Here is a 19,050-nt window from a genome sequence, read left to right as displayed (position 1 = left end):
ACCTACTGAAGTAGGTGGTTTAGGATGAGCAACAAAAAGGCCAGCGAATGCTGGCCTTCGTTTTATCGGCACGCGTTAGTCGTACAGATAGCGCGTAAATAGCAAGTTCACAATCAACGACTTGCCTGTTTCTTGCTGTAGCAACTTATTCAACTCTTCGTAGCATTCTTTGCGGATCTCTTCGCGGCCCGTCAGCGACTTGATCCGGTCTTCAGGCTGGTTACCAAGAATTTCGACAATAGCCGAACGCAGCAGCGGATCGTGATGTTCAATCACCACGAGGTCATCCGGGTTTTTCACCATCAATTCAACACTGATGCGCACAAATCCTAATTTTTTGCGATTTGAGATGTAGTTAGTCACGATTTCAGGCTCAAAACCATAATAAGCGTATGTATCGCTTTCTGGCGCCGCTGGCTTTTGTGCTGCCCATACCGACGGCAACATGGTGAGGCATAGCATCACTAACATTATTTTTTTGATCACAGCGTCTGACTCCTGTTCTATCGCAGCTATGGGCCGTTCTACCTGCCAAGATACCCTACAGACATGATAGACTCCATTCGAAGATTTTATTTTATCGGTTAATACATGCATCTCTCCAGTCCAACCTTTCCATTTGGCAATGGAATCCACTGGTTTTCTGCGGCAACGCACACTGAGCTACCGCCAGCCCCCCTTCAAGATTGGCTATTATCGCGCGGCAGTCTCACCCAAAGACTTAAAAACTGCTGTAACCGCTTTGATGTCCAACTGCTCGGCGAACAGTGGATAACGAAAAACCCACAAGAGTGGCAAGGCGACGAGCAGCAGCTATGGCTTAGAGAAGTGCTGCTGTGCTTAGACGGAACCCCATGGGTGTTTGCCAGAACGCTGATAACGCCAGCATTGCTACAACAACAGCAACAACTGGAGCAGTTAGGTGAGCGACCGCTTGGCGAGCTGTTATACAGCGATAACCAATTTATCGCGGGCGAGATTGATGTTTGTCATATCCAACAAGGTTCGCCGATGTGCGAACTTGCCGCCAGCTTGCAGCAGCCGACGTCAGCACCTTTGTGGGGGCGACGCCGGCATTTTAGCTACCAACAACTGCCATTAATTGTGGCCGAGGTATTTTTGCCTGCGGCTGTCGATGCGATTAGTCAGCGCTAAGATTACGTAATCTGTCACGACGGCAGAATGCCAGTGCCAACAACAGCAATAGCCAGCTCGCCGCTAAACTTCCCCCGCCAGAGCCGCCGCTACTTGCATTGTTGTTAGTGGTCGAACTCACGGTGACCGAATTACTGCGCGACGATGAAACGCCATTGCTATCCGTCACGGTCAAGGTCACGGTATAACTGCCTGCCGCACTGTATGTATGGCTAGGAGACGCTGCTGAACTGCTGTTGCCATCACCAAAGCTCCAGAGATAGCTCAAGCCCTCTAAGTTGCTGGAGGTGCTATTGCTGAATTGCACCGTAAGACCATTGACACTCGTAGAGAAGTTCACCGTGAGATAGCTGGCAACACTGATATTGCGACTGGCGCTTTGGCTACTCGCATCAGCATCGGTAACCGTCAGCGTCACGACAAAATTGCCAGCAGTTTGATAGCTGTGACTTGGCGCGGCTACCGTACTGCTGCTACCGTCACCAAAGTCCCACGTATAGCGATATGGCGTCGTACCACCTGAAACCGCCGCGGTAAAATTCACGACGCCATTGGCTTGGCTGCTATTGATAGTCACCACTAACGGCGCGGGTGGCGTTGTTTCTCGTTCGAGACGAATATTCACCGTTGCCATGCTGTTGTCTTGCTCTTGCGACACCACCTCAACCACAACGCCGAGCGCTGGCAGAATCAAACCGGCGACCGGTTTGCTCGGCGCACTGTAATCATCGCGATCATCAAACAGACTGGAATGCAGCAACGATGTATCGTCAGGAAAGCTTGACTGATCGTAGAGACTAAAAGCGGCATCTCGCATCTGTACCCGTGTTGGTCGGCTGCCAATGAGATGCTGATCGGCATCAATCACACCAATCAGGTTTTGTCCCGGATGCACATTGACCTCGTTGTCATCGATATTGCGGTTTTCGTACCAGATCAACACACCAGCTTCGTACCCGCTATCACGCAAGCCCGCATCGATATCCTCAAAGCTACGCAATTGCAGCAGATAGCGATGTGGTTGTCCCGGCCGAGTGTTATCAATGCGGGCAAAGCCGTTGAGTGTCACGGCACTATTGAGGGCTTCTGCGTTATCGCTAAATACAGTCGTGTTATTCGCAGTGATATTGAGTTCATCGAGCTGCAAGCCATCACCAGAAATTGACTGATCTGTCACATATACCACGCTGATCTGCTTATTCATGCCCGCATAAGCACTGAGGTCAAACGTTAGCGTTACCCATCCGTTACTATCAGCAGCGCCTAAATCAGCCGATTTGCCGGTAATGATATTAAGTGCATTATTGGTGTTATTACTGGCCAATGTGTAATTACCAGCAATTGCGACGCCGTCAACCATCACCTGCGCATAGTCATATTCGTCCTCAATATCCCATTTGGCTTTCATGGTGAATGTCAGCGGTGTACTGCTGGGTAACGCCAGTTCAAACGACATAGCGGTGGAGATCATGTTGCCGTGCCCTGAATAGTACTGATAACTGCCGCTATATGGAGCGTTAAATAGCGTGCTATCAGTAGGCAGATCTATCGCTATCTGGTTCAGTGCATCTGCATCCGTCGCTTGATATAAGGTGTAGTCACTGCCGGTCGTCGTCAGGTTTTCATAGGCTAAACGCTGCTCCAGCAGCCAGCGACCTTGGTATCGCTGCTGCAAATAGGAACGAGCATAAGGCGAAAAGCCAGCAGGCTCAGAGCCCTGCAGTGCGCCGGTCCAGCTGCCTGCTGCCATTAATGACCATTCCCCCACAGGGGCGTCATTATCATCATTGGCGGAATCATATTCATCCGGCAGCCCTAAATCATGGCCAAATTCATGGACGCAGACACCGATACCGGCATCGATGGGCTGAATGGTGTAGCCAAACACGCGTTTTGCGGTGCCGCTAATCTGCTGGCCGATACCGCCACCAGTGCTGTTCACAAAAAAGCGATGTGACCAGATGGCATCTTCGCCCAATACGCCGCCACCGGCTTCTTCACCAATACTGGAATGAAACACCATCACATGGTCAATAATGCCATCGGCCTCTTGCAGATTGCCGTCACCATCCAAATCGTAAGGGTCTTCAATATCGTATTGCGCGAGCGTCGATGCGCTCATGGAGTTGGCAGCGGCGGTTACCGCTTCAGTCACTAAGTCGGTAGCGCGAATGTCGTTGTCGTCATTATCAGGATCATTGGCACCATAGTAAGCGGCGTTGTGGCTAGCACGTACCCAGCCCACCACCTGGCCGGTGAAGTAAAAGCTGCCGCCCGATGCAGACTGATAATATTGATAGGCCGAACGTAAGGTTTGTCCTTGAGGTCCACTGAAACCCGCATCGCCAAACAACAAGCCATCATAATGTGCAGCGGGATAGCTGCTGTAGTACATGTTGGTATCGCTCGGGGTGAGCTGATTGTTGTTATAGGGCAGGTCAGGAAAATCGACCAAAACCGCTAAAACCCGTACCGTTTTGGTCGTGTCACGCTCGGTCACGGCAGTTGCAGAGGATAGATTTAACCGTTTGCTGTCGGCGCTGAGTCGGTTTTGTCTGGCAGCCTCTGCGGCCGCCCGCAACGTTTGCTCTTGCCTGATTTGCGTCAGCATCTCTTTGGTGATGCCTTTGCTAAGATAGCGCTGTAATGCCTGTTGTTGCTGCGCCTCACTGGCATCGGCAGCCAACTCACCTCGTTTCATCATCCAATATAGGATCTGTTGCTTATTATGCACCGCGATATCGGCGGGCGCCGGCGCCGCCTGCAACGGACTCGCCAATAACAACGCGATACTCCAGAGTCCGATCAACCATCTCATGTTCATGGCTTAACTCCTTTGAGACAGCGCTGATAAGCTTGCTGCCGCTGTTGAATATATTGGGTCACGAGTTGCTCTGCGTCCGCTGGCGTCATTTGGGGGGTGATCACCCCGTTGGCCTGCAAGCGCGCATAAATTTGTTCGCGGTCAACACGTGGCGCACCGCTACCACAAGGGATGAGCGGTGCAGTTGATGTTGCAGTGGTAGATGAAGGAGCTGGAGCGGGCTCGGAAGATGCGGGCGTTTCCGCCTGACACGCGGTAAGCCCACTCAGCAAAATAATAGCAATTGATGCCCAGACAATACTGACCTTCACCCTCTTCTCCCGCAGCAGCAGAATAAATACCTACTAACTATAGTCGCTGCGCTAGGTCAGTAGGTATCGAAGATGGGCAAAGATTCAGTAACAGTTCAGCAACTAATTAGATCGATTTAGCATAGAAGATTAAAGGTTAACGGCAGAAAGATATTTCGCGACACCATCAAGCAGCATCTGCACGGAGATCATCACCAATACCATGCCCATCAGACGTTCGACCGCCGTCAGACCTTTATCGCCCAAAATGCGGTTAAAGGCTTTATAAAACATTAAAATAAATGAACTGACAGCCCACGCTGAAATCAATGCCAGCGTCCACTCAAACATGCGGTTTGGCCCTGTGTGCGCTAACAAAATCAACGCCGCCAGAATCGATGGTCCCGCCATCAGCGGAATCGCCATCGGCACGATAAAGGGTTCCTCACCTGCTGGTAAACCTGCGATACCACCGGGTTGCGGGAAGATCATTTTAAGTGCGATCAAAAACAGAATAATACCACCAGCGATACTGACACTTTCAGAACGCAGACTCAGGAAGTTCAAAATCGCTTCCCCTGCGTAGAGGAACATCAGCATGATAATTAACGCGAAGATCAATTCGCGGATCAGTACTTTACGACGCTTTTTCGGATCGATATGACGCAAAATTGAAGCAAATACGGGCAAGTTGCCCAGAGGGTCCATGATCAGGAACAACATAACTGCGGCAGACAGAATATCCATGAAACTCTCTCATAATGGTGATGAAATAAATTAACTAAGTGTATTGTATCGGTTTTTTATGGCACTTGTACGGCAGTTTGCCGAATATTTCTTATGCGTAAAGGATCAAACAGAAAGCTGCCCTGAGGTCGCACAATTGGTATACTATGGCGATTTTCCCTAGCCCCAACAGTTAAATGACCTACCTGATTGCCAGTTGTATCGCCCTTTTATTTGGCCCTGTCTGCTATCGCTTTTTAAGCAATGGCAGTGGTCTGCATAAAGGATTGGACGGCTTTATCTTTGTCTCGCTCGGTGGTCTGGTACTGATCCATATTCTGCCGGAGCTGTTAGAGCACGGCGGCATTTGGGCCATTGTATTTGTGATATTAGGTTTATGGGGACCGACCGCCAGCGAAAAGCTATTTCATCGCTACTCTGAAATCACCCACAAGCTCACCTTAATTTTTGGTATTGCCGGCTTGCTGCTGCATACCGTGACTGACGGCGGAGCTATCGTCTTAGCCCAACAGGACAGTGGCACAACACTACTGGCACTCGGAGTGATTTTACATCGCTTACCCGTTGGCCTCGCCATCTGGTATCTACTCACGCCGCAGGCTGGGCGCCGCTGGGCGATAGCGGTGCTGGGGTTAATGATTGCGCTGACCATTGTCGGCTATGTCGCAGGCGAGCAACTACTGAGTCACCTGAGCCTAGATAACACCGTCTATCTACAAGCATTCGTAACTGGCTCGATTTTGCACGTAGTGATGCATCAGCCGCACGCTGAGCATAGCAGCGAAACCAATAGCAATAGCCGTTATGAACTACACGCAGGTATCGGCAGTCTGTTGGGCATCGCGCTGCTGGCACTGTTACTGCTGACCGAAAGTGATTCTGCGGCACATCACCACCATGAACATAACGACCTGTTTGACTGGCTACTGAGTCTGGCACCCGCATTGTTGCTGATGTTTGTCTTGGCGGCATGCCGCCGTGTGGTCGGCTTTTCAAAGTCACGGCAAACGGGCTGGTTGCGGCAGATGCTGCGACAAGCAGCACCGGAGATGTGGATTTTTGCGATTTTGCTGCTGGGGCCAGCCTATGGCGTCATCCTGCTGTTGTTTTCGATCATCAATGCTTGGCTGATATCGCTCAACCGGCCACTTTCCACATCAGTATCAGCCAGCTCCGCCAATTTGATGTCTGACGTCGAGCGCTTTGCGCCGTGGATTCTACTCAGTCTGCTGCTGGCAAATTTGATTGGTCATCCATCGTTACCGTTGTCATCTGACTGGGCACAGGTGCTGCTGCTGGCGGCAATCTTTGCCCTGTTGCCGTTCAGCGTGCCGGGCGCAATTGTATTAGCGATGGGCCTAGGTTCGAGCGAGTGGAGTGCTACCGCTGTCGTCTTTTGTCTGCTGGCACCTTTGCTGCGGGCGCAGATCAGTCTCAAAGTGGAATACTGGAAAGTGGGCATTGCTGCCGCGCTAAGTGGTGTCGCCTTGGTTTTAGTGCACTACTGGCAACCACCGACAGTGCAAGTACTGCATTATCCTGAAGCGATTGAATTCGCCGCCCTTATCGCCACTGCCTTGCTGTTTGCTGTGGGCTTGTTGCGCTTGGGACCACGTAAATTCCTAGGCCGATTGAAACCCAATGTGCCAGCCGCTTTAGCCGGGCATCATCATCACGACCACCAAACTGAGCATCACCACCACTAACGGAAGGCGGCGATTACGAGCTATGATCGTGCACGATAAACCAAAGGTCACCGTGCTTTTCGACAAGCAAAGTAAAGACACCCGCGCTAGATTTCGCGTCAGTCGTGAGCTGCCATCCGCCAGTGACCATCGCCGAATAATTACTGAGCATGTGGATATGGCCGAGCTTCAGTGTCAATTTCCCCATCGTGCGGCTAGAGCCATAGTGCTGGCGATACGCATCACGCATCTTCTCCCAGCCATACACCAGCTTGCCACCAGACACAAAACTCAGCGATGGGTCGTGCCAGTAGCCCGCCATATACCCCTCTAAATCGCCGCGATTCCATGCCTGCTGCTGCGCGTTTAGTAATGCATGAATATCGTCATCTGGCACAGCAAATGCTGCATTGCTGCAGAGCATCAAGCAACAAAGCAGAACCCCACTGATAAATTTCATCATTTCCCTAGATGTTTCGGCAACTTAGCTAGCACACTAGCCTAAATCAAAGAAACAGACAAATGAGCACCGCCCGATGGCAACGCTCATGTCGCATTAAGACAACGGTGTGTCACTCTGCTTAATACTGCGGATATCGATGCCGGTCGGCGACTGAAATGCTCGCAGGCCAAATTCTGGCAAAATCGCGAAGATGTGGTCGAAAATATCGGACTGGATCTCTTCATACACGATCCAGCGGGTATCGTTAGTGAAGATATACAGCTCTAACGGTAAGCCCTCGGTTGTCGGCGACAACTGTCTTACCATCAGGGTCATCTGTTGATGCACTTTTTCATGATGCTTCAGATACTCCACCAAATAAGCGCGAAAAGTGCCGACATTGGTCATACGGCGGCCATTCACCATGTTTTCCATGTCAGACACTGTGGCGTTGGACTCCACCAGCTCCTGCGTTTTCTTCGGTAGATAGTCTTTCAGATAATTGATTTTCGACAGTCGCTGCTGCTCTTCCAGCGTAAGAAAGCGGATAGTGTTGATATCGATATTAATAGCTCGTTTAATCCGACGACCGCCAGATTCGGACATGCCGCGCCAGTTTTTAAAGGCATCTGACACCAGCGCATAAGCAGGGATCATACTGATGGTATGGTCCCAGTTACGCACCTTAACGGTGATCAACGAGACCTCTTCGACCGCGCCGTCAGCACCATATTTGTCCATCTGGATCCAATCGCCGGGGCTCACCATACGGTTGGCCGCGAGCTGAATACCCGCCACAAACCCAAGAATGGTGTCTTTAAATACCAACATGACTAAACCGGTGGCAACACCTAAGCCGCTGAGGAAGTAAACCGGTGACTGATCGGCCATAATCGACACCGACACGATGGCACAGACAAAAAACAGAAACAGTTTGAAGAGCTGAACGAAACTCTTAATTGGCAAACGACGACTGACTAACTTAACGTCGGAGATTTCGTTGATGGCATCAAGGCAGGCATAGACCGCGCGCACAACGGCAATGATCAACCATATCGTCAGCAGTCTGTCAGAGATTTTTTCGGCGATGTCATTCGCACTCAGTGCAATAGGGATCAGCAGGTTTAGCATCATCACTGGCACAATCATCGATAGTTTTTCAAACACACGATGACGGACAAAAATATCATCCCAGGTGACTTTAGAGCGCAGCACCATCAGGTTCATGGTGCCAACAACGACGCGGCGCAACAGGAAATATACCAGTGAAGCTAACGCCACACAGACGATCACCAATAACAACGATGATAACCACCCGGAAGGCTTACTTTCGATGCCCAGCTGCGATAACCAACCCGACACCACCACTCGTAAATCTTGATCCACTTTTGCCTCACCCTGATAGCTGCTAAACCCGAGCCCATGCTCGAAAATTACAGCGTAACATAGCGCTCTTAACTGAGCTTGAACAGGGAAAAATAGTGATTAAATCAAGGGATCAACAATTTCGACGGCAACGCCTTTGGGCTGTTCAATGTAAGCCAGTTCAGCCAACTTGACGCCGGCCACCTTAAGGCCTGCATGTTCGACCGATTCCAGCGCCCATTCGAGTCGCAATGCATCTTGGCGACCATTGATAACCATGGTTGCAGGGTATTCATGACCGGAATAAAGATTCGTGAGGTGCAGATAGCTTTTCCAGCTACGCGGATGCTCCAAACTGCAATTAGAAAAATGCACTTCAGCCATCCATTTTCCGTTAGGAGACGTTGAAGATTGCAGAATGGCATCATCACAAAATTGCGCTGCGGCGGGCATTTCCAGCTGTTCGGCAAGTTCCATCACGGAAAATGACACAAGAAACAACGCAGCGACGACAGCCACTGATTGCAACATTTTATAGCCCACGGGCGTCAAGGATGACACAACTTATCCTTACTACTTCAACGAAACTAAACGAGGCAGCAGATTACGCTGGGCTATTAGCAAAGTAAATATCGCCAATGTTGCAAGCTTACCGACAATTGTCACCCACATGTAAACAATGTCTGGTAAACATCTGAAATATAGATTCTTATCTAACGCTTAAATCGAAGGTAAAGAAATTAAAATGCTTATAGTTATCAGTTATGAGTTATTTACTTAGGCTGACAAACAGGACAAAAGACGGTGCTGCGCTGGCCTAAGCGAATTTCATTCAACACACAGCCACACGTATCACAAGGTTGACCACCACGGCCATACACATGCAGTTTTTGCGCAAAGTAACCTGGCTTACCCTCGGCATTGGTGAAATCTTTTAAAGTCGTGCCGCCTTGCGTAATCGCTTGCGCCAATATCGCCTTTACCGCAGGCACTAAAGCAGTCAATTGCTTTTTCGTCACCTTGCCTGCTGGCCGTTGCGGATTGATACCAGTAGCAAATAGCGCTTCATTGGCATAAATATTCCCCACTCCCACAACAATGGCGTTATCCATCAGGCACAGTTTGATTGCCTTGGATTTGCCCTTGAGCGCATGCGTTAAATAATCAACATCAAACGCATCACTGAGGGGCTCAGGGCCAAGCTTTGCTAACAGGGGATGGGCTTGCTCCGGTAATTCACACCAGAGCCAAGCACCGAAACGGCGCGGATCGTTAAAACGCATGATGCGGCCGCTGGCAAGCACTAAGTCGATATGGTCGTGCTTTGCTATTTCTGTGCGCGCATTGACGATACGTAAACTGCCCGACATCCCTAGATGCACAATGGTCGTTCCAGCATCAGTATCAATCAGCAGATATTTCGCTCGACGACGTACCGCTTTAATGGTTTGGCCGACAATCTGCTGCGCAAGTTCAGGCACGGGCCAACGCAACGAAGAATTACGCACGATTAAGGCGGTCACTTGCTGCCCCAGCAACCATGGTTCAACCCCTTGGCGGGTGACTTCAACTTCAGGTAATTCAGGCATGCGACATCCTGCAGAGAAATGGAAAACGACTATTTTACTTCGGCTTTGAACAATGGCTGCAAACCATCGCGTTGACTAGGCGGGATCTCGTACCAATTACCCGCTGCAGAGCGGAGCATACCAACACTGGGAAACAACCACCATACTTGAGACTGCTGCTGACCAACTTGGATAAGCAATTCTTCGGGCTGATCCGCGGGTTGGTGATTTGCTGGCAACTCTACCGCAGAGACCCGCAGTTGCTGCCAATGCTCAACCCATTCACTGCAATTGAGCACGCGCTCGTCACACTGCCAATGCCCGTTCGCAGTTTGCGCCAGCCACACACCTGCGAGCTGCAACTGGCTCAGCGGATTTTGCTGATCGAATAATTGCACCGTATCACTAGGGGCATCATCGGTGTAACGATCAAGCAGAGTCAACACGCCAATCATTAACAGACAGGCAATGATAATAATATTGTTCCAACGCCGCCGAGTCAGTGCCATCGAGTATTCCGAATACTATGCCTAGCTATTAGAGTAGCTCAGCAAACGGCAAAATATACACTGTTTCACCTGCTTCGATGCGCTCATCCGGCTCACCGACGATGACTAAGCAGTTGGCTTTCACCATCGAACTCAGCATGCCTGAACCTTGGGAACCGGTAGATTTAACGTGCAGTTTACCGTCGGCGCCCAACGTCGCAATCCCACGGTTAAATTCGGTGCGACCTTGGCGGCTGCGGAACATCTCATCCGCCACGGCGGGTAACATTTGCGGTTGCCATGTAGGCTCACCCGCCAATTTACGCAACGCAGGTTGGACAAACATCAGAAACGCCACCATGGTCGCTACCGGGTTGCCCGGCAAACCAAAGAACAGCGCATTGTTGATTTTGCCAAAGGCTAATGGCCGCCCTGGGCGCATATCGATACGCCAGAAGTGGATTTCACCAATCGCCGCCAATACCTTTTTGATGTAATCGGCGTTGCCCACCGACACACCGCCGGAGCTAATCACCATATCAGCCTGTTGTGCGGCACCTGCTAAGGCTTCGGTCAACGCCGCTTCAGAGTCTTCGATGATGCCTAAATCAATCACCTCACAGCCCAAACGACGCGCCATTGATTTAATGGTGTAGCGGTTGGAATCATAAATACAGTTAGTTTTTAACGCTGTCCCCGGCTGACACACTTCATCACCAGACGAGAATACCGCCACCACCGGACGACGTTTAACCGCAAATTCGGCAAAACCAAGTGAGGCCAGCAAGCCCTGTTCTGCGGCGCCTAAGCGACTACCTGCGGCCAGCGCGACGGCACCTTTGGCAATGTCTTCGCCGGCAAGCCGTACGTTTTGGCCCACTTTAATTCGGCCATCCAAGGTCATGCGGCCATTCTGCTCCTGGGCGTTTTCCCGCGGTTGCACCGTATCTGCGCCAGCAGGCACAGGAGCCCCCGTCATAATGCGTACTGCTTGGCCTGCTTGTAGCACACCTTGGTATTGATAACCCGCGCGTACCTCACCCATCACCTCAAACGACTCAGGCAGTGGTTCGGCACCACAAAAGGCAAAGCCATCCATTGCCGAATTGGTATGCTGTGGCACATCGACAGGCGAAATCGCATCCGCAGCGAGGACACGATTCTCGGCGTCATCTAAGCTGACCGTTTCGTTTTCGGCAACCGGCGTCACTTGCGTGAGAATGTTTTCCAGCCCTTGTCTGACCGATAGAAATGCACCTGAAGAGCTTAATTGCTGCAACGGCAATGGACGTACTTGCGGCTTCGCTTGGTAATTCTGGGCATATTGCTCAACGTAATCGGCGATTTGCGCTACGTTGTTAATATCGAGCTTGGTAATGGTGGCATCGCTAGGTAACTGTGTATCGTCACAACATGCAATGGCGAGAATATTGGGGTCATCACTAAAAATCAGTGGCTTACCCACCGCTTCGCGATGCAACTCAATCTTCGGCAGCGCCAGCTTCTTAAAGCCTTCGACTAGGACTAAATCGATTTTGTCTTGCTCCAACTGCTGCAGCAGATGGATTAAATCTGGATCGCCGTCAACCGCATCTTCGGTCATCAATGCCCAGCGCACATGCGACGCCACCAACATCTGCCGAGCACCCGCTTTGCGCATTTCGTAGCTATCTTTTCCGGGAATATCCACATCAAAGTTATGGTGCGCATGCTTTAACACGGCTAAACGCAAACCACGTTGATTCAACGTTGGGATTAATTGCTTCAGCAAGGTAGTTTTACCTGTACCGCTGTAGGCGCAAAATCCCAGTACCGGAATGGACAACGGATTGTTGAATGCTGTGCTCATGAGTAAACCTCTTAACTTTGGGCGATAGCGTCGGCGAGTTGTTGTTTCTCTTCTGGTGTATTGACGTTAACAAAGGCATTGGGTTGATCGGCAAACGATACCCGCGCGACTTGCAGATCGGCATACCACATATCAATACGACGACGGCCACTGTCTAAAAACGTTAGCATAGATGGTAACAGCGAACGCTTAAGTAGCAACACCACAGGTTGTTCGCGCTCCCCGTCCGTCGCTACGGCTAAGTCAGCATTTTGTGCGGTTAGCGCATGCAGCATACGCTCGGCTAAATCGAGCGGGATCAGCGGACAGTCACACGGTACGGTCAAAATCAATTCCGCGGTTGAAGTCGCCATAGCCGATGACATACCTGACAACGGGCCTAAATATCCCGCCTGTTGGTCAGCGAACACCTCATAGCCAAAACTGGCGTATTGTGCTTGGCTGCGGTTGGCGTTGATACGGAGCTGTTGCACTTGTGGCGTCAGACGTTCAATGACATGAGCGACCATTGGCTTGCCTAGCAGATCGACTAAACCTTTATCTTCACCGCCCATACGTCTAGCCATGCCCCCAGCTAAAATGACGGCTTCTAATTGTTGTGACATTGTGGTTATTCTCCAGCCGCTACAGGCTGTGTAATTGCTGACACCCGAATCTGCTGCGACTCTATTAGCCAACGTTGCTGACACAGGCCAAACAGTGCCGAGTCCTGATGACTACTCAGCAATAGGCCAGTGCCCTGCTTTTTCAATTCGCCGATCATAGCAAACACTAGCTGTTGAGAAACCCGGTCCATGTTAGAAATTGGTTCATCTAACATCAATAACTGTGGTTTTAACAGCCAAGTACGCGCCAAGGCGAGGCGTTGTCGCTCACCACCAGATAGCGTAGAGGCACCAGACTGCAGCAAATGCCCCAACTGCGACAACTCAATCGCGGCCTCTAGCCGTTGCATCTGTTCGGTTTTTGCAAGCTTACTATAACGCTGCGCCAATTTGAGGTTGTAACTAACGTCACCGTCAAATAGGTAAGGATGTTGATGCAGATATAAGGCGTAACCGAGTAGAGGATTGGGCTGAGCAAAGCTGCGACGCCGATTGGCCGCCGTAACCTCACCACTTGTTGGAGCAATCAAGCCTGCCAACAGCTTCATTAGTGTGGTTTTACCGGTGCCGTTATCGCCTTCGAGATAGATAACATCGCCCTGTTTAAACTCCAATGCCGGGGCATTAAACAGCAGGCGTTCGCCAAAACGCATACAGAGGTCTTTGGCAGTAATACGACAGCCAATCATATTAGTGACTCCTTGGCCGCGAGCCGCCGCGCAGCGTTCCCAACACAAAGTTGAGCACTAACGACAAAATCAGTAGCACTAACCCTAACGCAATCGCTTGGGCAAAGTCACCTTTACTGGTTTCCAGCGCAATTGCGGTCGGAATATTACGTGTCACATGGGCAATATTACCGCCGACCATCATCGAGCAACCCACCTCGGTCACGATCCGATAAAACGCGGCAATCACCGCCATTAATAGCGGCACCCGCAACTCGCGACAGATCACCCAGACAGCATCAAACCAACTGGCTCCCATGGTGCGACAGGTTTCCCAGGCGCGCTTATCGGCGCTGGTAAATGCCGCTTGGCTCATCGCCACTAACACCGGAGCACAGATCATCATCTGCCCAATTATCATCCCTTGCTGGGTAAACAACCAACGCAGATCACCAAAGGCACCATTGCGCGTCAGCAATAGATAGGCCAACAAGCCGATCACCACGGTCGGAATCGACTGCAGAGTTTGCACTAGGTTGGTAATAATCCATTGGCCGCGGAACTGGGTAAATGCCAGTATGAAGCCAAGCATGATGGAGGGGATTAAGGTGATGAGCAGGGCCGAAACCGACACAGCAAAAGAAACAGAAATAATCGACCACACATCAGGGTCGAGAGAAAACAGCAGGCCGAACGCCTGCTGTATCAATGCTAACCAGCCGTCTGACATTATTTGTGATAAGTCGCTTTAAACAGTTGCTGGCCTTTAACTTGGAAGCTGTTGATCAGTGCTTGGGCTTCGTCGCTGCACAGCCAATCAGCAAATGCGCGTGCGCCTTTGTGGTTCAGATCAGGATATTTCTTAGGGTTGATCAGAATCACTTGGTAAGGGTTTGCCAGCGTAGCACCACCGTCGAAATCAACCACTAAATCGATTTTACCTTGATAAGCGATGAAAGTACCGCGGTCAGACAGAGTGTAACCTTGCAGTTCGTTTGCCATCAGCAGAGTTTTGCCCATGCCTTGACCAACGGATTTGTAACCTGCGAAATCTGGTTTAACGTTTGCCGCTTTCCAGATCAGAATTTCTTTCTTGTTAGTACCTGAGTCATCGCCACGAGAAACGAAAACATCGCCAGACTTGGCAATCTTGCCAAACGCTTCTTCTGCAGAAGCGCTATCACGGATTTTCGCAGGGTCAGCTTTTGGGCCCAACACCACAAAATCGTTTTCCATGATACCGCGTGGCTCAACACCGAAACCGTCAGCCACAAACTTGGCTTCAGCTTTAGGTGCGTGAGTCATCACTAAGTCCACATCGCCTTGTGAACCCAGTTTCAACGCTTTACCTGTACCAGTGGCAATCACTTGCACTTTATAGCCGGTTTTAGCTTCAAATTTTGGCAACAGATACCCCAACAGACCTGAGTTATCAGTACTGGTAGTGGTTGCCAGTTTGATTGTTTCCTGAGCGTAAACAGAGGAAGCGAACATCATTCCCGCTGCTACAGCATAGCCCATCATTTTTTTCATTTTTAGCATGGTTGCTCCTTGGCTTAGTGTCAGTAACAAGTTTGCAGTACTGAGTGCTCCCCACTTGCTACTCGTTTGTGCTTGCCCCAATAGCAAGATAAGTGCCATGTACAATTATGACTAACTTGTACGCTTACACCCACCATTTGTGTGATTATTGTCACAATTAACTCAAAAAAGCACCAGACAATTTGTCTCAGCGCTACTTTAGAATGCCCCATAGTGACCAAATAGTGGCAAGTCAGTGATAGAATACTTTACAAAGAAGTCAGAATGTCCAGTTGATATCACTATGAGCCAAATTGATACACCGCTAAAGCCCATGCCATCAGCCGTCTCAGTGCTGATCGTGGATGACGAGCCAGGGATGCGCAGTTTTTTAAGTAAGGCACTTACCAAGAAGTTTGCCTTGGTCGAAACCGCTGCCAGTATCGAAGAGGCTGAGCAACTGCGGAGTCGTTGTCATTTTGATTTGCTGATCGTCGATATTCGTCTGCCGGGTCGCAGTGGTATCGAATGGCGAGAGGCCTTGGATGATCAAGAACGCCGCTCCGACATTATTTTTATGACCGGTTACGCGGATATGGATGTGGCCATTCAAGCACTGCGTGCTGGTGCATCTGATTTTATTCTTAAGCCGTTCCATCTCGATCAGATGATGCAGTCGGTGGATCGCTGCATTGAACGACGTTTGCTGAAGCGCGAAAACCTAATGCTGCGCCGTGACATGTCGCTTGGCTATTCATCAACGTTGATTGGCAACAGTGATGCCATGACCGAAGTGAAGCGCATTATCGAACGGGTCGCACCGACCAACGCAGTAGTCCTCATTGAAGGCGAATCTGGAACCGGTAAGGAGCTGGTCGCACGCCAATTGCATGCACTCAGTGGTCGCCGTGGTCCGTTTGTACCGGTGAACTGCGGTTCCATTGCCCCAGAGCTACTAGAAAGTGAGCTGTTTGGTCATACCGCGGGTTCCTTTACCGGCGCGAAAGGTAATCGTGAAGGTCTGTTTAGCTTCGCCTCTGGTGGCACTATCTTTCTCGATGAAATCGGCGAAATGCCACTAAAAATGCAAACCTCATTGCTGCGGGTATTGGAACAGAAATCGATTCGCCCAGTGGGCAGCGAAAAAGAGATTAATATTGATGTCCGAGTGGTGGCTGCCACTAACCGTAAACTGCAAGATGAAGTGGAAGACGGTAATTTTCGCCGCGATCTGTTCTATCGTCTCAATGTCCTCAATATCACCATTCCGCCGTTGCGTGATCGTCCCGAAGACGTGGTCGAACTGACCCATCACTTTACACGTCAACTCGGCGTTGAACTCGGCGTCCGTGAAGTGGTGTGGAGCCACGAAGATCTGCTCAAACTGCAGCAATATGAATGGCCGGGTAATACCCGCGAGCTGCGCAATATGATTGAACGCTGTTTGCTGCTGGGTAAACCACCGGCAGAGTATTGGAAGGATCTCCCGAAAGCGGAACAACCGGTGCAAAGCGGTTATCCAATGGATTGGGCCTTAAAAGATGTGGAAAAAGACCATGTAACGGCGGTTGTAGCAGCACATAGTGGTAATAAATCAGCCGCAGCGCGTGTATTAGGCGTATCGCGTAAGACACTCGACCGCAAATATAAAGAGTGGTTCGATAGCGAAACCGAGCAGGAGTTTTAATCGTGTCAGTGTTTCAGCGCTTATTTGGCGTGACATGGCGGCAGATGCAGGCAAAGGTGCGTTATAAGATCCTGATCCTGACACTGCTGCCGATTTTGCTGACACTGGTGAGTCTAGTGTTTATCACCATTTACTGGAATATCAGCTATACAGGCAAGCAGCTGTTTATGAAGGTAAAAGCCGACCTCACAGTGGCAATAAACACACTCAGCTCGGTACAGCAAAATCAAGAAAAGCTGCTGGAACGCATTAAAAATTCCTACGAATTTCAAACCTATCTGCGCGCCGTGCGCGCTGGTGATACAAGCCAGATGGTGCAACTTAAACATTATTTGGCTGAGCAGAAAAAGACCTTAAAACTCGATTTTCTGCATATCGTCAGTATCGATAGTGCGTCACAAGACCCAGATCTTCGCCAAATGCTGCCCCGGCTCAACGATGACGGGGTGTACTCAGGGCTGATGGTACTCTCAGCGGCGAGACTGACGCGGATTGATGCCAATCTGCCACTTCAGGCGCGCTTACCCATCATCGCCACTCCGCGTGCCCATTCACCTTCGCAGCCAGAGGAAACTCGAGGCTTACTGAGCCGCAGCCTGCTGGCCATTAACGGCAGTAGCGGAACGCCCGCGTGGTTCCTCGACGGCGGTACGCTGATCAATGGCGATACACGTATCGTCGACCATATTCGCGATCTGGTGTATGACAAAGGGACATTGCCAGAACGCTCTGTCGGCACGGTCACCATCTTCCTCGACAATATTCGAGTCAGTACCAACGTACCGTTGCGGATTGACCAGAAAAATCAAAAAACAGAAGGGCGTGCGCTTGGCACCTTAGTCTCAGAAGAAGTACGTTCTCAGGTGCTGGATGAAGGCAAGCTCTGGCTGGATCGCGCCTTTGTCTATAACGACTGGTTTATCTCGGCTTATGCACCATTGGAAGATGTGCGCGGCAAACGCATAGGTATGATTTATACCGGCTTTTCAGAAGCGCCCTTTATCCACAACTACCTGCTGAATATTATCGAGCTCGGCACGATTTTGATGTTGGTGCTGCTGGTATCCGGCATGCTGGTATATCGCGGCGCCTACAGTCTGTTACAGCCGATTGAACGCATTCACCATGTGGTCAATGCGGTCCAGTCCGGCCGCAATCTGCGTATTGGTGAGCTGGGATTGGAAAGCGATAACGAACTATCGAATCTGGCTGAGCAGTTCGACAATATGCTTGATCTGCTGCAACGGCGGAATAACCAGATCCAAGCGGCGGCTGAACAGCTTGAGATGAAAGTGGAAGAGAGAACCCGCAGCCTGCAAGAGAAGACCGAAGAGCTACAGCAAAACGTCAAACTGCTGAATGAAACGCGCCACCAACTGGTCACCAATGAAAAGCTGACTGCACTTGGCGAACTCACTGCGGGGATTGCCCATGAGATCAATAACCCCACCGCAGTAATCCTCGGCAACATGGAACTGATGCGCTATGAGCTGGGGGATAACGCCACCGTCGTTGAAGAAGAAATCGATTTGGTGATCCAGCAAGTTGGCCGCATCAGCACCATTATCCGTAGTTTGCTGCAATACAGTCGCCCAGGTGAGTTTAATGCGCCGCTGGAGATGCAACAGATTGGGCCGATTATCGATGAGATGCAGCTGCTAGTTCGTCACTCGCTTGGCAAACAAGAGGTCATACTCCTGCCTGAGCTGAATGCCAGTTGCCCAGTCGAAGTCAATCGCCCGCAACTATTGCAAGTGTTGATTAATATGGTGATGAACGCCGCGCACGCAATGGACGGCAAAGGCCGCATCTGGCTGCGCAGCAGTGACTGGGTTCCGCAAGATACTCCGGTCGGCGTCAAGATTGAAATCGAAGATGAAGGTTGCGGTATCCCCGAAGAGCAAGTGGTGCGGATTTTCGACCCCTTCTACACCACCCGTAAGGACGGTACTGGCTTAGGTTTATCACTCAGCTATGGTCTTATCAAACGCATCGGCGGCACCATAGAAGTCAGTTCAGTCGTCAATAAAGGCACCACGTTTACGATTTACCTGCGCCACAAAGCACAAGACAACCAAGCGCTACCATTTGAAGGACTGCTATTCGATAACAGCGAATCTCATGCATAAAAAAACGCCGATGAAAATCATCGGCGC

At 50.5% G+C, this 19,050-nt stretch carries 18 protein-coding genes; 4 read left to right on the top strand and 14 right to left on the bottom strand.

What is annotated here, in order from left to right:
* Positions 1 to 75 precede the first annotated feature (75 nt).
* Positions 76 to 483, bottom strand: coding sequence for a flagellar basal body-associated protein FliL (locus HR45_RS18685; RefSeq protein ID WP_037445841.1), 408 nt, complete (start codon positions 481 to 483; stop codon positions 76 to 78).
* 108 nt (positions 484 to 591) lie between these two features.
* Here HR45_RS18685 and HR45_RS18680 point away from each other — a divergent pair, with 108 nt between their 5' ends.
* The gene (locus tag HR45_RS18680) at positions 592 to 1,155 is read left to right on the top strand and encodes a chorismate--pyruvate lyase family protein (protein ID WP_037445836.1); all 564 of its coding nucleotides are present in this window, start codon (positions 592 to 594) and stop codon (positions 1,153 to 1,155) included.
* Here HR45_RS18680 and HR45_RS18675 read toward each other — a convergent pair.
* The 3 genes from HR45_RS18675 to HR45_RS18665 all read right to left on the bottom strand — a co-directional run bounded on the left by HR45_RS18675 (position 1,142) and on the right by HR45_RS18665 (position 5,016).
* The gene (locus tag HR45_RS18675; RefSeq protein WP_052074844.1) at positions 1,142 to 3,979 is read right to left on the bottom strand and encodes an immune inhibitor A domain-containing protein; all 2,838 of its coding nucleotides are present in this window, start codon (positions 3,977 to 3,979) and stop codon (positions 1,142 to 1,144) included. The genes HR45_RS18680 and HR45_RS18675 overlap by 14 nt on opposite strands.
* On the bottom strand, positions 3,976 to 4,290 hold the full coding sequence (locus tag HR45_RS18670; RefSeq protein ID WP_037445834.1) for a hypothetical protein: 315 nt from the start codon (positions 4,288 to 4,290) through the stop codon (positions 3,976 to 3,978). The genes HR45_RS18675 and HR45_RS18670 overlap by 4 nt, the downstream gene beginning before the upstream one ends.
* A gap of 129 nt (positions 4,291 to 4,419) precedes the next feature.
* The gene (locus HR45_RS18665) at positions 4,420 to 5,016 is read right to left on the bottom strand and encodes a YhgN family NAAT transporter (protein ID WP_037445832.1); all 597 of its coding nucleotides are present in this window, start codon (positions 5,014 to 5,016) and stop codon (positions 4,420 to 4,422) included.
* Positions 5,017 to 5,192: 176 nt separating this feature from the next.
* Between HR45_RS18665 and HR45_RS18660 the strand changes: the two genes are divergently transcribed.
* Entirely contained in the window at positions 5,193 to 6,722 is a 1,530-nt protein-coding gene (locus tag HR45_RS18660; RefSeq protein ID WP_037445830.1) for a ZIP family metal transporter, read from the top strand.
* 13 nt (positions 6,723 to 6,735) lie between these two features.
* Here the strand turns inward: HR45_RS18660 and HR45_RS18655 are convergent, their stop codons facing one another.
* The 10 genes from HR45_RS18655 to HR45_RS18610 form a co-directional block, all read right to left on the bottom strand.
* Positions 6,736 to 7,161: a YybH family protein gene (locus HR45_RS18655; protein ID WP_241461162.1), complete on the bottom strand. Its 426-nt coding sequence runs from the start codon at positions 7,159 to 7,161 to the stop codon at positions 6,736 to 6,738.
* Positions 7,162 to 7,257: 96 nt separating this feature from the next.
* Positions 7,258 to 8,529 carry a mechanosensitive ion channel family protein gene (locus tag HR45_RS18650; protein ID WP_037445827.1) on the bottom strand — a complete coding sequence of 424 codons (1,272 nt, stop codon included), beginning with the start codon at positions 8,527 to 8,529 and terminating at the stop codon, positions 7,258 to 7,260.
* A gap of 99 nt (positions 8,530 to 8,628) precedes the next feature.
* Positions 8,629 to 9,069 (bottom strand): hypothetical protein, encoded by a 441-nt coding sequence (locus tag HR45_RS18645; RefSeq protein WP_037445824.1) that lies wholly within the window; start codon positions 9,067 to 9,069, stop codon positions 8,629 to 8,631.
* A 212-nt stretch (positions 9,070 to 9,281) separates the two neighbouring features.
* On the bottom strand, positions 9,282 to 10,097 hold the full coding sequence (gene mutM / locus HR45_RS18640; RefSeq protein WP_037445822.1) for a bifunctional DNA-formamidopyrimidine glycosylase/DNA-(apurinic or apyrimidinic site) lyase: 816 nt from the start codon (positions 10,095 to 10,097) through the stop codon (positions 9,282 to 9,284).
* A 29-nt stretch (positions 10,098 to 10,126) separates the two neighbouring features.
* The gene (locus tag HR45_RS18635; protein WP_037445820.1) at positions 10,127 to 10,585 is read right to left on the bottom strand and encodes a hypothetical protein; all 459 of its coding nucleotides are present in this window, start codon (positions 10,583 to 10,585) and stop codon (positions 10,127 to 10,129) included.
* 28 nt (positions 10,586 to 10,613) lie between these two features.
* Positions 10,614 to 12,413 carry a bifunctional molybdopterin-guanine dinucleotide biosynthesis adaptor protein MobB/molybdopterin molybdotransferase MoeA gene (locus HR45_RS18630; protein ID WP_037445818.1) on the bottom strand — a complete coding sequence of 600 codons (1,800 nt, stop codon included), beginning with the start codon at positions 12,411 to 12,413 and terminating at the stop codon, positions 10,614 to 10,616.
* Positions 12,414 to 12,424: 11 nt separating this feature from the next.
* Positions 12,425 to 13,018, bottom strand: coding sequence for a molybdenum cofactor guanylyltransferase MobA (mobA, locus tag HR45_RS18625; protein WP_037445816.1), 594 nt, complete (start codon positions 13,016 to 13,018; stop codon positions 12,425 to 12,427).
* 5 nt (positions 13,019 to 13,023) lie between these two features.
* Positions 13,024 to 13,707 (bottom strand): ABC transporter ATP-binding protein, encoded by a 684-nt coding sequence (locus tag HR45_RS18620; protein ID WP_037445815.1) that lies wholly within the window; start codon positions 13,705 to 13,707, stop codon positions 13,024 to 13,026.
* A 1-nt stretch (position 13,708) separates the two neighbouring features.
* A complete protein-coding gene (locus HR45_RS18615) occupies positions 13,709 to 14,416 on the bottom strand; it encodes an ABC transporter permease (RefSeq protein WP_037445813.1) in 708 nt (235 codons plus the stop codon).
* Positions 14,416 to 15,219: an ABC transporter substrate-binding protein gene (locus HR45_RS18610; RefSeq protein WP_430742033.1), complete on the bottom strand. Its 804-nt coding sequence runs from the start codon at positions 15,217 to 15,219 to the stop codon at positions 14,416 to 14,418. Before HR45_RS18610 ends, HR45_RS18615 begins: the two co-directional genes overlap by 1 nt.
* Before the next feature lie 292 nt (positions 15,220 to 15,511).
* Between HR45_RS18610 and HR45_RS18605 the strand changes: the two genes are divergently transcribed.
* Both HR45_RS18605 and HR45_RS18600 read left to right on the top strand, forming a co-directional pair.
* Positions 15,512 to 16,894 (top strand): sigma-54-dependent transcriptional regulator, encoded by a 1,383-nt coding sequence (locus HR45_RS18605; protein ID WP_037445809.1) that lies wholly within the window; start codon positions 15,512 to 15,514, stop codon positions 16,892 to 16,894.
* 44 nt (positions 16,895 to 16,938) lie between these two features.
* Entirely contained in the window at positions 16,939 to 19,023 is a 2,085-nt protein-coding gene (locus HR45_RS18600) for a sensor histidine kinase (RefSeq protein ID WP_156104131.1), read from the top strand.
* The last annotated feature ends 27 nt before the right edge of the window (positions 19,024 to 19,050 follow it).

This window comes from Shewanella mangrovi (assembly GCF_000753795.1).
Taxonomy (GTDB): domain Bacteria; phylum Pseudomonadota; class Gammaproteobacteria; order Enterobacterales; family Shewanellaceae; genus Shewanella; species Shewanella mangrovi.
This window is presented reverse-complemented; position numbering and strand designations above follow the sequence as displayed.

What these genes read in the sequence shown, in the direction of transcription:
- HR45_RS18615 (WP_037445813.1), bottom strand. Translation starts at nt 14,416, where the DNA reads ATGTCAGACGGCTGGTTAGCATTGATACAGCAGGCGTTCGGCCTGCTG.
- mobA (WP_037445816.1), bottom strand. Translation starts at nt 13,018, where the DNA reads ATGTCACAACAATTAGAAGCCGTCATTTTAGCTGGGGGCATGGCTAGA.
- HR45_RS18665 (WP_037445832.1), bottom strand. Translation starts at nt 5,016, where the DNA reads ATGGATATTCTGTCTGCCGCAGTTATGTTGTTCCTGATCATGGACCCT.
- HR45_RS18600 (WP_156104131.1), top strand. Translation starts at nt 16,939, where the DNA reads ATGCAGGCAAAGGTGCGTTATAAGATCCTGATCCTGACACTGCTGCCG.
- HR45_RS18630 (WP_037445818.1), bottom strand. Translation starts at nt 12,413, where the DNA reads ATGAGCACAGCATTCAACAATCCGTTGTCCATTCCGGTACTGGGATTT.
- HR45_RS18620 (WP_037445815.1), bottom strand. Translation starts at nt 13,707, where the DNA reads ATGATTGGCTGTCGTATTACTGCCAAAGACCTCTGTATGCGTTTTGGC.
- mutM (WP_037445822.1), bottom strand. Translation starts at nt 10,097, where the DNA reads ATGCCTGAATTACCTGAAGTTGAAGTCACCCGCCAAGGGGTTGAACCA.
- HR45_RS18605 (WP_037445809.1), top strand. Translation starts at nt 15,512, where the DNA reads ATGAGCCAAATTGATACACCGCTAAAGCCCATGCCATCAGCCGTCTCA.
- HR45_RS18610 (WP_430742033.1), bottom strand. Translation starts at nt 15,219, where the DNA reads ATGAAAAAAATGATGGGCTATGCTGTAGCAGCGGGAATGATGTTCGCT.
- HR45_RS18655 (WP_241461162.1), bottom strand. Translation starts at nt 7,161, where the DNA reads ATGAAATTTATCAGTGGGGTTCTGCTTTGTTGCTTGATGCTCTGCAGC.
- HR45_RS18635 (WP_037445820.1), bottom strand. Translation starts at nt 10,585, where the DNA reads ATGGCACTGACTCGGCGGCGTTGGAACAATATTATTATCATTGCCTGT.
- HR45_RS18675 (WP_052074844.1), bottom strand. Translation starts at nt 3,979, where the DNA reads ATGAACATGAGATGGTTGATCGGACTCTGGAGTATCGCGTTGTTATTG.
- HR45_RS18660 (WP_037445830.1), top strand. Translation starts at nt 5,193, where the DNA reads ATGACCTACCTGATTGCCAGTTGTATCGCCCTTTTATTTGGCCCTGTC.
- HR45_RS18680 (WP_037445836.1), top strand. Translation starts at nt 592, where the DNA reads ATGCATCTCTCCAGTCCAACCTTTCCATTTGGCAATGGAATCCACTGG.